This window comes from Hymenobacter ruricola, from assembly GCF_015694525.1.
GTDB classification, from domain to species: domain Bacteria; phylum Bacteroidota; class Bacteroidia; order Cytophagales; family Hymenobacteraceae; genus Hymenobacter; species Hymenobacter ruricola.
Window position 1 is genome coordinate 618,976 of sequence record NZ_JADQDM010000001.1, and the last position, 13,777, is coordinate 632,752.

The 13,777-nt window shown below is 65.2% G+C and carries 13 protein-coding genes; 5 read left to right on the forward strand and 8 right to left on the reverse strand.

The features are described from left to right. Positions 1-161 precede the first annotated feature (161 nt). The 4 genes from I2H31_RS02770 (at position 162) to I2H31_RS02785 (ending at position 4,019) form a co-directional block, all read left to right on the forward strand. Positions 162-710, forward strand: coding sequence for a cob(I)yrinic acid a,c-diamide adenosyltransferase (locus I2H31_RS02770; protein ID WP_196291469.1), 549 nt, complete (start codon positions 162-164; stop codon positions 708-710). Positions 711-832: 122 nt separating this feature from the next. Beyond that, positions 833-1,897, forward strand: coding sequence for a branched-chain amino acid aminotransferase (locus I2H31_RS02775; protein WP_196291470.1), 1,065 nt, complete (start codon positions 833-835; stop codon positions 1,895-1,897). 204 nt (positions 1,898-2,101) lie between these two features. Then, on the forward strand, positions 2,102-3,205 hold the full coding sequence (gene gcvT, locus I2H31_RS02780) for a glycine cleavage system aminomethyltransferase GcvT (protein ID WP_196291471.1): 1,104 nt from the start codon (positions 2,102-2,104) through the stop codon (positions 3,203-3,205). Positions 3,206-3,299: 94 nt separating this feature from the next. Next, on the forward strand, positions 3,300-4,019 hold the full coding sequence (locus tag I2H31_RS02785) for a 2-phosphosulfolactate phosphatase (RefSeq protein WP_196291472.1): 720 nt from the start codon (positions 3,300-3,302) through the stop codon (positions 4,017-4,019). Positions 4,020-4,206: 187 nt separating this feature from the next. Here I2H31_RS02785 and I2H31_RS02790 read toward each other — a convergent pair whose 3' ends face one another. From I2H31_RS02790 to I2H31_RS02815, 6 genes are all read right to left on the reverse strand, one after another. Next, on the reverse strand, positions 4,207-4,533 hold the full coding sequence (locus tag I2H31_RS02790; protein ID WP_196291473.1) for a nucleotide pyrophosphohydrolase: 327 nt from the start codon (positions 4,531-4,533) through the stop codon (positions 4,207-4,209). 32 nt (positions 4,534-4,565) lie between these two features. Next, a complete protein-coding gene (dtd, locus tag I2H31_RS02795) occupies positions 4,566-5,012 on the reverse strand; it encodes a D-aminoacyl-tRNA deacylase (protein ID WP_196291474.1) in 447 nt (148 codons plus the stop codon). 66 nt (positions 5,013-5,078) lie between these two features. Then, entirely contained in the window at positions 5,079-5,756 is a 678-nt protein-coding gene (locus I2H31_RS02800; protein WP_196291475.1) for a response regulator transcription factor, read from the reverse strand. Positions 5,757-5,779: 23 nt separating this feature from the next. Next, positions 5,780-6,718: an efflux RND transporter periplasmic adaptor subunit gene (locus I2H31_RS02805; RefSeq protein ID WP_196291476.1), complete on the reverse strand. Its 939-nt coding sequence runs from the start codon at positions 6,716-6,718 to the stop codon at positions 5,780-5,782. A gap of 99 nt (positions 6,719-6,817) precedes the next feature. After that, a complete protein-coding gene (locus tag I2H31_RS02810) occupies positions 6,818-8,185 on the reverse strand; it encodes a sensor histidine kinase (RefSeq protein ID WP_196291477.1) in 1,368 nt (455 codons plus the stop codon). A 177-nt stretch (positions 8,186-8,362) separates the two neighbouring features. Then, the gene (locus I2H31_RS02815; RefSeq protein ID WP_196291478.1) at positions 8,363-9,037 is read right to left on the reverse strand and encodes a response regulator transcription factor; all 675 of its coding nucleotides are present in this window, start codon (positions 9,035-9,037) and stop codon (positions 8,363-8,365) included. A 77-nt stretch (positions 9,038-9,114) separates the two neighbouring features. On the opposite strand from I2H31_RS02815, the gene I2H31_RS02820 reads away from it, so the two are divergent. Beyond that, positions 9,115-10,635, forward strand: coding sequence for a hypothetical protein (locus tag I2H31_RS02820; protein WP_196291479.1), 1,521 nt, complete (start codon positions 9,115-9,117; stop codon positions 10,633-10,635). Positions 10,636-10,639: 4 nt separating this feature from the next. On the opposite strand, the gene I2H31_RS02825 is transcribed toward I2H31_RS02820, so the two are convergent. Together I2H31_RS02825 and I2H31_RS02830 are read right to left on the reverse strand one after the other, a co-directional pair. Next, the gene (locus I2H31_RS02825) at positions 10,640-12,067 is read right to left on the reverse strand and encodes a hypothetical protein (RefSeq protein ID WP_196291480.1); all 1,428 of its coding nucleotides are present in this window, start codon (positions 12,065-12,067) and stop codon (positions 10,640-10,642) included. Positions 12,068-12,108: 41 nt separating this feature from the next. Next, positions 12,109-13,311, reverse strand: coding sequence for an OmpP1/FadL family transporter (locus I2H31_RS02830; RefSeq protein ID WP_196291481.1), 1,203 nt, complete (start codon positions 13,309-13,311; stop codon positions 12,109-12,111). Positions 13,312-13,777: the final 466 nt, after the last annotated feature.

Here is a 13,777-nt window from a genome sequence, read left to right on the forward strand (position 1 = left end):
ACGGGGGTGGTTGACCTCGTTGAACGATGCCCAGACGACCAAGCCAATAATGCCAACGCGAGTCGTTCAACGAGTCAACCACCCACCCCAGTTTCCGCTTTGCGGAAACGTCCCCTCCTCAGCTGAGGAGGGGAGTATCGCTCAACCTCTCGCCTCACCAAATGAAAATCTACACCAAAACCGGCGACAAAGGCCTTACCTCGCTCATCGGCGGTATGCGGGTGCTCAAAAGCAGCCTGCGCATCGAGTGCTACGGCACGGTGGACGAGCTGAACGCCCACATCGGGCTGGTGCGCGACCAGGACGTGAACGTGGGCCGGCGCCCGCTCCTCAAGGAAATTCAGGACCGGCTGTTCACCATCGGCTCGGCCCTGGCCGCCGACCCGGAGAAGTCGAAGATGAAGCTGCCGGACCTGCACGCCGCCGACGTGACGCTGCTGGAAGAAGAAATGGACCGCCTGAACCTGGCGCTGCCCGAGCTGCGCGCCTTTATTCTGCCCGGCGGGCACCCGGCCGTGAGCCACGCCCACGTGGCCCGCTGCGTGTGCCGACGCGCTGAGCGCCTGGCCATTCACCTGGGCGAGGAGTCGTTCGTGGCCGAATTGGTGGTGGTGTATCTGAACCGCTTGTCCGACTATCTGTTTGTGCTGAGCCGGGCTATGGCCCACGACCTGGGCGTGGAAGAAGTGACCTGGCAGGCACGACTTTGACGTAAACGGTGTCTTAGCACCAACGTTTCCGGTTTGACTGCCCGCGACGATAGTCGCACCCCCTGCATCCTACGTACTCCCCAAAATCCCACCCACTCTCTGTTCCCCGAACTCACTCGCTCATGATTGACTTACTTCCCATTCGCACCCAGCCCACCACGGCGTCGCGCCTGGCCTCGGTCGATTTCGACCACCTGGAATTTGGCAAGGCGTTTTCCGACCACATGTTTGCCGTGGATTTTCACAACGGCGAATGGCAGGAAGCCCAGATAGTGCCCTACGGCGACATGGCCGTGAGCCCCGCCAACTCGGCCCTGCACTACGGCCAGGCCATTTTTGAGGGCATGAAGGCCTACCACCAGACCGACGGCGGCGTGGCCCTGTTCCGGCCCCTCGACAACTGGGCGCGCATGAACGCCTCGGCCGAGCGCATGTGCATGCCCACCATCCCGGAAGAGCTGTTCATGCAGGGCCTGCGCGAGCTGCTGAAGCTGGATGCCGCCTGGGTGCCCTCGGCGCCGGGCTCGTCGCTCTACATCCGGCCCTTCATGTTTGCCACCGACGGTTTCATCGGCGTGCGGCCTTCGGATTCGTACCGCTTCATGATTTTTACCTGCCCGGTGGGCCTGTACTTCAACAAGCCGTTGCGCGTGCGCTTCGAGCAGAAGTACGTGCGCTCGGCCGAGGGCGGCGCGGGCTACGCCAAAAACGCCGGCAACTACGGCGCCGCCATGTACCCCACCAAGCTGGCCCAGAACGAAGGCTACAACCAACTCATCTGGACCGATGCTTCACAGCATCAGTACGTGGAGGAATCGGGCACGATGAACGCCATTTTCGTGATTGATGGCAAGGTGGTGACGCCCGCCCTCAGCACCAGCATCCTCGACGGCGTGACGCGCCGCAGCGTGCTGCAGCTGGCCCGCGACATGGGATTGGTGGTGGAAGAGCGCAAGCTCGGCAGCCGCGAGGTGATGGACGCCCTGGCCGCCGGCAAGCTCGACGAAGCCTTCGGCGTAGGCACGGCCGCTACCATTGCGCCCATTGCCACCATCGGCTACGAGGGCCAGGACTACGACCTGCCCGAATTGCCTGCCAATGCCTTCTCGAAGCGCGTGACGGCGGCGCTGGACGCCATCCGGACCGGCGAAGGCGCCGACGTGCACAACTGGATGGTGCGTATATAATCGTTTGTCATCCTGAGCGCAGCGAAGGACCTTATCACGCCAGGAGCGGTAATTATTGCCAGCTGTTCAGCGGTGATAAGGTCCTTCGCTGCGCTCAGGATGACGGAAGTTACAGAAAAGGCCGCTTCGTTCTGAAGCGGCTTTTCTTTTTTGCCCCACCTTTGCAGCACGAACCCACCAACCCGCCACTCCACGAACCCGCCCATGACCGTTTCCCTGAAAACCGTTACCCTCAACGACACGCACCGCCAACTGGGGGCCAAAATGGTGCCCTTTGCCGGCTACGACATGCCGGTGCGCTATTCCTCGGACCTCGACGAGCACCACACCGTGCGCCGCGCGGTGGGCATTTTTGATGTGTCGCACATGGGCGAGTTTCGGCTGCGCGGCCCCCAGGCCCTCGACCTCATTCAGCGCGTGACCAGCAACGACGCCAGCAAGCTCACCGACGGCAAAGCGCAGTATTCGTGCCTGCCCAACCACGACGGTGGCATCGTGGACGACCTGCTGGTGTACAAGCTGGCCGACGAGGACTACCTGCTGGTGGTCAACGCCTCCAACATCGAGAAAGACTGGAACTGGATTAAGCACCACAACACCAAAGGGGTGGAGATGGAGGACATTTCCGACCGCACCAGCCTCTTCGCCGTGCAGGGCCCCAAAGCCATTGCCGCGCTGCAGTCGCTCACCGATGTGGACCTGGGCAGCATTCCGTACTACTCCTTCGTGCAGGGCACCTTCGCCGGCGCGCCCGACGTCATCATCTCCGCCACGGGCTACACCGGCGCGGGCGGCTTCGAGCTGTACATCCCGAACGAAAGTGCGGCCATGGTGTGGGACAAAATCATGACCGCCGGCCAGCCCCACGGCCTCAAGCCCATCGGCCTGGGCGCCCGCGACACGTTGCGTCTGGAAATGGGTTTCGCGCTCTACGGCAACGACATCGACGACACCACCTCGCCGCTGGAAGCCGGCCTGGGCTGGATTACCAAGTTCACCAAGGAGTTCACCAACTCCGAAAACCTGAAGAAGCAGAAGGAAGCCGGTGTGCAGAAAAAATTGGTCGGCTTTATCATGGACGGCCCCGGCATCCCGCGTGGCCACTACGAATTGGTAGACGCTGATGGCCAGAAAATTGGCGACGTGACGAGCGGCACGCAGTCGCCCTCGCTGAGCAAAGGCATCGGCATGGGCTACGTGAAGACGGAATTTGCCGCGCCCGGCACCCAGATTTTCGTCCAGATTCGTGGCAAAAACCTGCCCGCCACCGTCAGCAAGCTGCCGCTGACCAAGGGCACGGAGGAATAGAGTTGTAGCGCGGACTTTGTAGTCCGCGTCCTCGCGTTGTTACACCACTGCGCATTGCGCGGAGACGCGGACTACAAAGTCCGCGCTACATCTTATGCCCAAAGTTGATATCTGCTTCTCGCCCGAGTTGCTGCCTTTGTATGATTTGCGCGGCCAGGTGGCCGTCATCGTGGATATTCTGCGGGCGTCAAGCACGATTGTCACGGCACTGGGGGAGGGTATTACGCACGTTTTTCCCGTCGCTTCGCTGGATGAATGCACCGCTTACGGCCAGCAGCACGGCTGCCTGACGGCGGCGGAGCGCGACGGCGTGCCCGCGCCGGGCTTCGACCTGGGCAACTCGCCCTTCGGCTTTTTGGATGAGGCCCGGCCGGTGCGCGGCCGGGCCCTCACCATCAGCACCACCAACGGCACGGCGGCGCTACGGCGCTCGCTGGCGGCGGAAGCTGTGGTGGTCGGCGCCTTCCTCAACCTGCAAGCAGTAGCGGAATTTGCCCGCGCGCAGGGCCGCGATGTGCTGGTGGTGTGCGCCGGCTGGAAGGGCCGCTTTTGCCTGGAGGACACCGTTTTTGGCGGGGCGCTGGCCGAGCAGTTGGCTCCAGATTTCGACGTGCGCAGTTCCGATGCGACGCTGGCCGCGCTGCATCTGTGGCAGCAGGGAAAAGGAAATTTATCGGCTTACTTGCTGCAATCGGCGCACGTGCGCCGGCTCAACTCGCTGGAGGCCAGCCAGGACTTTAAGTTCTGCCTGCGGGTGGACGCTTACGCTGGCGTGCTGCCCATCTGGCGCGAGGACCGGCTGGTGGCGCTGTAGCCGCCACGCTGTCATTGCGAGCGCAGCGAAGCAATCCGTCCTGTTCTCAGCGACTAGTTTTCTATTGTGAAAAGCCCCGGCTCTGCGTAGAGTCGGGGCTTTTTATTAGGGTTTGTCACGTTTTAGGGCTAGTGGCACGGAGAGGAAGGATTGCCACGGCCTGCGGCCTCGCAATGACAGACTTTTACTACTTCAGCTTTTCGTTGTTGTGGTGGCGCTGGCCGTCGCGCTCGGTTTTCTTGGCGAGGTTGCGCGCCAGGGCGTCGGTGAGGCTGATGCCGGTTTGGTTGGCGAGGCAGATGAGCACAAACAGCACATCGGCCAGCTCGTCGCCGAGGTCTTTGCCTTTGTCAGACTCTTTGAAGGACTGCTCGCCGTATTGCCGCGAGATGAGCCGCGCCACTTCGCCCACTTCCTCGGTGAGAATGGCCATGTTGGTGAGCTCGCTGAAATAGCGCACGCCCGTGGTTTTTATCCAGGTATCAACGGTTTGCTGGGCTTCTTCGATGGTCATGGGGCGAGGGATAAATCAAGGAAAAACGAGAGTTACGCGGGCGAATCGAGCACGATGGTGACCGGGCCGTCGTTCACCAAGCTCACCCGCATGTCGGCCCCGAAGATGCCGGTGGGCACGGGCTGGCCCAGCTCCGCGGCCACCATCGCCACAAACTGCCGGTAGAGTGGCTCGGCCACGGCCGGTGGCGCGGCCCCAATGTAGCTGGGGCGGTTGCCCTTGCGCGCGTCGGCCAGCAGCGTGAACTGGCTCACCACCAAAACCTGGCCGCCGGTGTCCTGCACGCTGCGGTTCATCTGGCCGTTTTCATCGTTGAAAATGCGCAGCTGCACCAGCTTGCGGCACATCCAGCTGAGGGAAGCCGGGCTGTCAGTAGGAGCGAAGCCGGCCAGCACCAGCAGGCCGGGGCCAATGTGGCCGGTAACCTGGCCGTCGACGGTGACCTGGGCTTCGGAAACGCGCTGAATGACGAGACGCATGCGGGAAAGGGAAAGCGGAAAAGGGGTGGAGCGGGCCGCGAAGCTACGGCGCCGCGCCCGGCCGCCCTACGCCGCCCGGTACCCGATGCCGTTCACCGTTTCCAGAAAATCGACGGGCGCGTAGGGGGCCAGGGCCCGGCGCACGTTCATGATGTGCACGTCGATGTAATTAGAGTTTTCCCGATGGTCGCGCGCGGGGCGCCCAATGTGCGCGCCGAGCTCTTGGCGCGTGAGCACCTGGCCGCGGCGCTTCAGCAACAGGTGCAGCACATCGAATTGCTTGCGGCTCAGGTGCACGTAGTGGGGGCCGTAGCACAGGCGCCGGGCCGCCAAATCGAGCACAAAGCCGGTGCCAAAGTGAATGGCGGGCCGCTGCAGCCCCACCCGCTGGCGGATGATGACGCGCATGCGGCGTTCCAGCTCGGCCACCGAAACGGGCTTGGGCAGGCATTCGTCGGCGCCGAGGGCGAAGCCGCGCAGCCGCTCTTCCACCGCCGGCGTGGCCGTGAACACGATGCACGAGGTGGGGTGGGTTTCGTGGCGCAGGGCCGCGGGCAGCAGGTTCAGGCCGTCGCCGTCGGGCAGGGCCTGGGCCAGCAGCACGAAATCGTAGGTCTGGCTGGCCAGAAAGGCGGTGGCTTCGGCAAAGGTGGTGGCGAGGTCGACCCGGTATTGGGCCTGCCGCAGAAAAGCCAGCAGCGCCTGGCGCGGCTGCTCGTCGGGTTCTATCAGGAGTACTTTCATGGCGCGTGACGGGTGCGGGGCCGTTATAAAGTTTCCGTGGGAATAGGGGCCGGGGCGTCGGCCAGTACGCGCACCTGGGCGTGCATGCCGGGCTTTAGCCGGTGCCCGGGGTTGGGCAGCACGCAACGCACTTTTATCACCTTGCTTTCGGGGTCCAGCACGTCGGCCACCCGGTCGATGCGGGCGCGTAGCGGGGTATTGGGGTAGCTCAGGGTTGTGATTTCCACGGCCTGACCCGCCCGCACCCGGCCCAGGTCCGACTCGAACACGTTGGCCAGCACCCACACCTGGTCGAGGTTCGTGACGGTGAAGGCTGCCTGCACATCGGCCGCGTTAAAGCGCATGCCGGGGCTGAGCTTTTTCTCCAGCACGTAGCCGGCCTGGGGCGCCCGCAGGGTGTAAGTTTCGCCGGGAGTTACGTCGTACACGCCCAGTTGCCGCCGACTGGTGCGGGCATTGCCGAAGGCGCGCTCCACGGCTTTGCGGGCATTGTGCACGTCTTGCCCGGAGGCCAGGCCCGCCTGTTCCAGCTGCTCCGCGACGCTGAGCTGCCTAGTGGCCACCGCTAGGTCGGCGTCGGCAGCGGTGCGCTGGTTTTGCAGGGCCGCAATTTCCGGGCTTCTCAACACGGCGAGTACCTGCCCCTTGTGCACTTCGTCGCCGAGGTCGGCCCCCACGCGCAGCACCTCGCCACCCACCCGCGGAAACACGCGGGCCAGGTGGTCGGCGTCGGCCACGATTTCGCCGCTCAGCACCAGTTCCGGCACGGCGGGCGCCTCGCTCGCGGTGGGTACCTGGGTGTGTTGGGACACGAGTTGGCTCGGGGTGGGCAGGTCCGGCGCCTCCGTGCCGGTCGTCGAGCAGGCTCCCAGCGCCAGCGTCCCCAGCACAGTGCCCAGCAGGCCAACGGCCGGCCGGCGCGACGTATGCCCTACAAGCGGCAATAACTTCGACTTCTTCATAGTAATGCGGCGTTGATGACAGCCGCAAGACTACAGGAGAGTCATTAGAATGGGATTAGAAAACCATAAAAAGCCCTTTTTTGAGCCTGCGCAACACGCCTACGCCGTGGGCAGCCGTACCAGCACCGTGGTGCCGCGGCCCAGGCGCGAGGCCAGCTCCAACTGCCCGCCGTGGCGCTCGATAATCTTGCGGGCCAGTGCCAGGCCCACGCCGTGCCCCGCCACGGGCCGCGCATTGGCCGCCCGAAAAAACGGCTGAAATACCTGCGGCAAATCATCATCGGCAATGCCAATGCCTTGGTCCTGAATGCGCAGCAGCACGCGGCCGGGCTCGTATTCGAGGGACACTGCCACCGGCTGCGGCGCGGAGTATTTGAGGGCATTTTCGAGCAGGTTGCCGAGCGCGCGGGCGAGCAGGGCGCGGTTGCCGGTGAGCTCCAGCTGCTCGGGCTCGGCGGGCAGGCGGCCGGTGTGCACCTGCAGGCGGGCGCGCTGGGCCGGCTCCACAGCCGCGCAGGCTTCGGCCAGCAACTCATCTACCCGGATGCAGGCGTCGTGCTCGGGCAGGGGCACCTCGGCCTGGGCCAGCTCCAGCAGGTGGTTGAGCAAGGCATTGAGCTGGGTGAGGTCGGCCAGCAACTCGCGCAGGGCGGCGCGGTAGGCGGCGGGGTCCCGGTCGCGGGTCAGGGCCAGTTGCGCTTCGCCGATGCTGGCAGCCAGGGGCGTGCGCAGCTCGTGCGAGGCGTAGCGCACGAAGGCGCGCTGGGCTTCAAAGCTGCCCTCCAGGCGGTCGAGCAGGCGGTTGAAGGTGTGGGCCAGGCGCGAAAGCTCGTCCTTCTGGTTATCCGAGAGGCCTTCGGCAACGCGCAGGTGCAGGTCGTGGGCCGTGATGCGGTCCATCTGGTCGTTGATGGCCGCGATGGGCGCCAGGGCCCGGCCCGCAAACACGCGCCCGGCCCCGTAAATCAGCAGCAAGCTCAGCACGAACACCGAGGCCATAATGGTGGCCAGCGACCGCAGCCGGGCCTGGCCGTGCACGTTTTCGGCCCCGGCCACCACCACGAAAGAGCCCTGGTTGTCGTGGTAAAAAATGCCGACGGCCAGGCGCGGGCCATCGGCAAAATACTCTTCGTTGCCGGCCACGATGCTGGCCAATACATTCGGCGGCACTTCCAGGCGGGCATCTTCGCGCACGAAGCGCACTTCGCCCTGGGCGTTGTAAATCTGGATAATTTCGTCGGTCAGCGTTTGCTGGTAGCGCTTCTGAAACTCCTGAAAAGCGGTGCTGCGCAGCTCGTCTTTTTCCAGAAAAATGTAGGCCGCTACTTCGGCGCGGTCGCGCAGGCGCTGGCGAAACTCGCGCTGGCCGTAGTCGCGCTGTAGCAGGAAGGCCGTGCTCAGCACCGCCAGCAGAATGAACGCCACCAGCCCCACAAACAGCCAGATAAGCCGGTTACGAATGGTCATGAATGGGAATGAGCAGGTTAATAAAGAACGTCATGCAGCGCGTAGCATCTCGTGGAGTAGTTCAACCTCTTGTCATCCTGAGCGCAGCGAAGGACCTTACCGCGATAGAAGGGCTTCACGTAATAAGGTCCTTCGCTGCGCTCAGGATGACAGATGGGGCGCTGCATGACGTTTAGCTTATTCTTGGCGCAGCACATAGCCGGCGCCCATCACGGTGTGAATGAGCTTGGTGGCGAAGCTGTGGTCCACCTTTTTGCGCAAGTAGCTTACGTACACGTCGATGACGTTGCTGCCGGCGTCGAAGGCTTCGTCCCAGCCGTGCTCGGCAATCTCGCTGCGGCTGAGCACCCGGCCGGGGTGGCGCAGCAGCACTTCCAGCAGGTTGAACTCGCGGGCGGTGAGGCGCAGGGCCTGCCCGGCCCGCGTCACGGTGCGGCTCGGAATGTCCATCACTAGGTCGGCAAACGTGAGGCGGGAGCCTTTGGGCGCGGGGTTGCTGCGGCGCGTGAGGGCGCGCACCCGGGCCACCAGCTCGGCAAAGTCGAAGGGTTTGACCAGATAGTCATCGGCTCCGCTGCCGAAACCCTGGAGCTTGTCGGTGGTGGTGCCCAGCGCCGTGAGCATGAGCACGGGTACGTCGGGGTCCCGGGCTCGAATGGCGGCCAGTACTTCCAGGCCGCTGCGCCCGGGCAGCAGCACGTCCAGAATAATCAGGTCGAACGGCTGGGCCAGGGCCAACTGCTGGCCTTCGAGGCCGTCGTAGGCCACGCGCACGGTCAGCTGTTCTTCTTCCAGCCCCCGCCGGATGAGGGCCGAAAGGCGCGGGTCGTCTTCCACCAGCAGAATGTTCATGGGCAAGCCAGGAGGGGAGGGGTAAGGATGTTCGGGCGGCGCTGCCGACCTTCGCGCCGGCCGCGCCGCTTTCATGTATGCTTTCAGCAACCGGTACAAATAACGAACATCTGGCCCCCGGCCGCCGCTGGTGGCTGCTGGGCGCCGTGTTGCTGGTGGCCCTGGTGCGCCTGTGGCGCCTGCCCGAGGCCGGCCCTTCCGACTACGACTCGGTGCGCAACTGGCAGGTGGTGCAGGGCATGGCGCACGGCGATTTTGCGCGGCTGTTTATTCCCGGCAGCCCGGGGTTTCTGGTGTTTTACATTCCGGTGGCGCTTTTCACGCGCAGCTATTTGGTTTTCCAGGCCATCAATGCGCTGCTGGGCGTGGCGGGCGTGGCGTTTTTTGCGGGCTGGGTGGCGCGCCAGGCCCGCCTCAGCGGCCCCGAAGCCGGGGCGCTGGCGCTGCTGGGCGGCACTTCGCTGCTGCTCACCTTCTCGGGGCGCGACTTCACGCCCATTTCCATCAGCATGGTGCTGTTCACGGGGCTGCTGCAAAGCCACTTTGCGCGGCTGGGGCGGTCCAGCCCGGCGGCGGCCTTGCGCGTGGCGGTGTGGCTGGCCCTGGGGCTGAGCTTTAACTACAAGTTTTTGTTTGCCCTGCCCGTGCTGCTGGTGCTCGAAGCCGCGCGCGCCGACGGCCTGTGGCGGCAGGGCGCCACCTGGCGGCGGGTGGTGCCGGTGCTGCTGGCGCCCTACGTGGCGTTTGGCGCGCTGGGGGTGGCGGTGGGCCTGCCGTGGTACCGGTGGTTCGGCTTTTATGCCCGCACGGCCGTGCCCGTGGCAGCCAACCCGGCTGGGCGGCAGGCCGGCGTGCAGCCCGACGGCCTCTACTACTTGCGCTACCTGGCCGAATTTGAGTCGCCGCTGCTGCTGGCGGGTTTCGGGCTGGCGGCGTGGTTTGCGTGGCGCTTGTGGCGCGACGGCTGGCGCCCTTGGGCGCAGGCGTGGCCGTTGCTGCCCTACCTGCTGTTCTGGGCTGGGTGCATGCTGGCGGGCATGTCGGTGCTGGTGAAGGCACCGCGCGGGCTGCTTTTCGCCTACCTGCCGCTGGCGGCGCTGGCCGTGCTGGCGGGCCGGCGCGTGCTGCCCGCCTGGGCACTCACCGCCCTGGTGCTGGCTGGCGTGGGCCTCAACCTGCAGCGCATTCGGCGGGAATTGTACGCGCCCTTGCCCAGCACCTATCCGCAGGTGGCGGCCTGGCTGCAGGCGCACGGCGCCACCAAGGTGGCCAGCACCGTGGGGCTGAACCTGGCGCCTTATCTGAGCGAAAAGCAAACCCTGAAAACCATCATCGGCGAGCGCCAGCTGGCCGGCCTGCGCCGCCAGGGCTACCAGTACGTGCTGCTGGACGGCTACTGGCAGGTAACCGGCGTGGCGCACTTCGATTCCCTGCGTCGGCAGGTGCCGGTGGCGGCCTGGCCCGCGCCCCAGCTGCAGCAGCGCCTGCTGTATCTGGAGCACTCCGAATTCACGGGGCAGCACTACGCCGAAACGCTGCAGTCGTGGCGCGCGGCGCAGGCCGACTCGTTGCCGCTGAGGCTGTACCGGCTGCGCTAAAGGCTTACTCGGTGGTCGTGGGCAGGTCGTTTACGTCAAGAGACGGGATGTTGGAACGGTAGGCCCGGTTGATAGCCGATATAAAGGCGTTAGCCAGCAGGCCGTTGCCGCGGGGCGTGAGGGAGTAAAAATCGGTTGAGAAGAAGTTGCCGCGCACCGGCTCGGCCGAGTACACCACGCCGCCCACCGAAATCGAGTTGGCGACGTTGTTGAACAGGAAGCCCGCGTCGAGCAAGTAGGAATTCTGGGCCGGGTCGATGATGGGCAGGCCGTAGGCTTTGGCCAGGCCCGACAACCCCAGCACGGTGGTGGAATTCACAAAAACCGCGTTGTTGTAGTCGTTGATGGCCGCCGTGATGTACACGATTTCCGACGTGTCGTCCAGCACGTCGGCGTTCACGATGGGGTTGCGGCTGTCGCGGCCGTACGGCAGCATCAGGGTGGTGCCGCCCACCACCACCGGCGTGGGCTTGCCGAGGCGGGGCAGGGCCGTGGCCAGAATGTAGTCGCGCTCGGTGATGCGCTGCGAGGTGCCGGGCACAAACGGCGTTTCGATGTAGAGCGGCGCGTTGTCTTTGTAGTAGGCCTGCAGGCGGGCTTCCACGTCGGTGCCTTTGCCTTGGCGCAGCAGCGGGATGGTGGTGATGGCCGGCAGCTTCACGATGATGCCGGGCCGCTTGTTGGCCGTGAGCACGTCGAGAATGCGCTTGGCCGTGAGCTTCATTTGCCGGCTCGACGGCACCGCGCCGCAGGTGCCGCCGCTGCGCACGTAGGGCATAAATTCGTCCATGCCCAGGAAATAGCTGAAGAACGTGGCCGACTGGGCCGCCGTGCTCAGCGCCTGAAAGTAGGTGCGGCTGTCGCTGGCCGGCAGCAGCCGCTCAAAGTAGGGGTTGAAGGCGCGGATGCCCACCGAGGCCTCATTGCCGAGGCCCACCGCGTCGACCTGGCTGAGCAGCAGGCCGGGCACGCCCAGGTTCTGGGGCAGGGTGCCGGCCGTGGCGCTGCGCTTGAGCAGGCGCAGGGTGTCCGGGGTGGTGGTGCAGGCGTTGGCTAGCAGCACCGTGCGCCGCACGGCCGTGCCCGGCACCCGCTGGGTTTGCAGGAAGCCCTCGGGCGTGAAGCCCCGGAACACCGCGCGGTTCGAACCCTCGGCCCCGTCGAAGAGCGGCTGCACGAAGCTGCCGCCCGCCGAGGCGCTCTGAAACTGCCGCGCCAGCAGGTTGGGGTAAGAATATTCCTGGCTGGTGCGCGTGAGGCCGCCGTTGCTGACGCCGGCCGTGTAGGTGTCGCCCACGGCCAGGTAGCTGCTCACGTTCAGGCCCACCACGGGCGTGGGGGTGTCCTGGCCGGGCGCGCAGGCGTTCAGGAGCAGGGCGGTGCCGGCGGCCAGGCCCGCCCAACGCAGGCCCTTCGGGAAAAAGTAGTTCATCGACGTGATGGAATCAGAATCAGCAAGACAAGAAGAGAAGATTAGAAAGCCGCCGACACGCCCAGCGAGGCGGTGTGCGACAGGGTGCGGTAGGTGCCGCTCACGTTGCTCACCAAAAACCGGGTTTGGTCGGCGCGGGCGGTGCGCAGCTGGCCGTAGTCGAAGGCGTAGGCTGCCTCCACGGCCAGGCGCTGGCTGAGCTGGTAGCTCAGGCCGGCCGAGGCGCCCACGCGGTTGGCGTCCACGAACTCGGGGTTGACGAACTCGTCGCGGACGGGCGTCTCGTCGTAGTGCAGGCCGGCCAGCAGCACCAGCTTGGAATTCACCTGGTACTCGGTGCCCACCCGGAAGGCCAGGGCGTCCTCGTAGCGGCGGGCGGTACGCAGGCGCTGGGCCGGCACCGGGCCGCTGGCGGCCACGTCGAGGGTGAGCGAATCGAGGGTGCTCCAGCCGCTGAGGGCGAAATCGAAAGTAAGAAGCAGCTTCTTGGTGACGCGGTCGGCGATGCCCACCGACAGCGTGCTGGGCAGGTTAATCTGGGTCTTGAAGTCGGACGCGCCGGCCAGCAGACTGGCGTCGCGGCCGGGCACGCCCGCGGTGGTGTAGGCGCCGTTGTTCATTTTCAGCTTCACCCCGCTGCGGTAGCTGATGCCAAAGGCGAGGTTGTCGCCGGTGCGGCCGTAGAGGCCCGCGTTCACGCCGTAGCCCGAGCCGCTGCTGCTCAGGTTGGCCTGGGCGGCGGGGTCGTCGTACTGGCCCAGGGCGCGGCGCTGAGTGTATTTGCCGTAGGCGTACACAAAGCCCACGCCGAGGCTGAAGTTGTCGTTCAGCTTGAAGCCCACCGTGGGCTGGGCAAAGAAGGTGCTGAGCTGGCTTTCCTGAATCACGGAGCGGCCTTCCCAGGCGTTGGGCCACTTGGTGTGGTAGCCGTAGGGCGTGTTCAGGGCCAGGCCCACGCTCACGCGCTTGCTCACGGCGCGGGTGGCGTACAAGTAGCCGCCGGGCTGCACGGTCAGGTCCTGGTTGGTGCGCAGGTAGGTGTCCTGGCCCACGAAAGAGGCGCGCCGAATCTGGCCGAAGCCGCCGAAGCTGAGGCGGGTGAGCGAGTCGCCCCACTGCGGCAGCAGGCCGGGGTTGGTGCTCAGGCCGGCAATGCTGCCGATGTAGGCCGTGCTGGCGCCGCCCAGGCCCAGCACCCGCGCGCCCTGCGGGCCGGTGTCGAAGCCGGTGGCGGCGGCCGTCAAGCCAGAGAAGAGGGGAAGCAAAAAAAGAAGACGTGCACGCATACGGACGGTTTTGCGGAAAATTGGGAAACAAAAGTACGCAGCCCGGCGCTAGCATCGGCCGCCCCCAGGCCCGTCTCGGGCGAATGAGTGGCGCCGCCACTGGCCAGCAAAGCGCCGGCAGACGGCTGGCGCAACCCGTCCGAAGCCTTCGGAGAGCGCTCTAAGCCGGTTCGGCAACGGACGGAGCCCTTCCGAGAGCTCTCGGAAGGGCTCTTGGCTCGACCGGAGTGCCTGCGAGAGCTCTCGAAGGTCGTCCCGACTAGTCCGGAATGCCTGCGAGAGCTCTCTAAGCCAGTGCGGCAACGACCGGAGCCCTTTTGAGAGCTCTCGCAGGTGCTCTGAACTAGTCGGGACCGGTTTAGAGAGTATTTTTACCCGGCAAAGTGCAAACATTCAATGATAACCGTAAAATAACCTGGCTGGT

Coding starts and splice junctions, on each gene's coding strand:
- I2H31_RS02805 (WP_196291476.1), bottom strand. CDS start 6,718: ATGAAGAAGTCGAAGTTATTGCCGCTTGTAGGGCATACGTCGCGCCGG.
- I2H31_RS02810 (WP_196291477.1), bottom strand. CDS start 8,185: ATGACCATTCGTAACCGGCTTATCTGGCTGTTTGTGGGGCTGGTGGCG.
- I2H31_RS02825 (WP_196291480.1), bottom strand. CDS start 12,067: ATGAACTACTTTTTCCCGAAGGGCCTGCGTTGGGCGGGCCTGGCCGCC.
- I2H31_RS02815 (WP_196291478.1), bottom strand. CDS start 9,037: ATGAACATTCTGCTGGTGGAAGACGACCCGCGCCTTTCGGCCCTCATC.
- I2H31_RS02785 (WP_196291472.1), top strand. CDS start 3,300: ATGCCCAAAGTTGATATCTGCTTCTCGCCCGAGTTGCTGCCTTTGTAT.
- I2H31_RS02790 (WP_196291473.1), bottom strand. CDS start 4,533: ATGACCATCGAAGAAGCCCAGCAAACCGTTGATACCTGGATAAAAACC.
- dtd (WP_196291474.1), bottom strand. CDS start 5,012: ATGCGTCTCGTCATTCAGCGCGTTTCCGAAGCCCAGGTCACCGTCGAC.
- gcvT (WP_196291471.1), top strand. CDS start 2,102: ATGACCGTTTCCCTGAAAACCGTTACCCTCAACGACACGCACCGCCAA.
- I2H31_RS02770 (WP_196291469.1), top strand. CDS start 162: ATGAAAATCTACACCAAAACCGGCGACAAAGGCCTTACCTCGCTCATC.
- I2H31_RS02775 (WP_196291470.1), top strand. CDS start 833: ATGATTGACTTACTTCCCATTCGCACCCAGCCCACCACGGCGTCGCGC.
- I2H31_RS02800 (WP_196291475.1), bottom strand. CDS start 5,756: ATGAAAGTACTCCTGATAGAACCCGACGAGCAGCCGCGCCAGGCGCTG.
- I2H31_RS02820 (WP_196291479.1), top strand. CDS start 9,115: ATGCTTTCAGCAACCGGTACAAATAACGAACATCTGGCCCCCGGCCGC.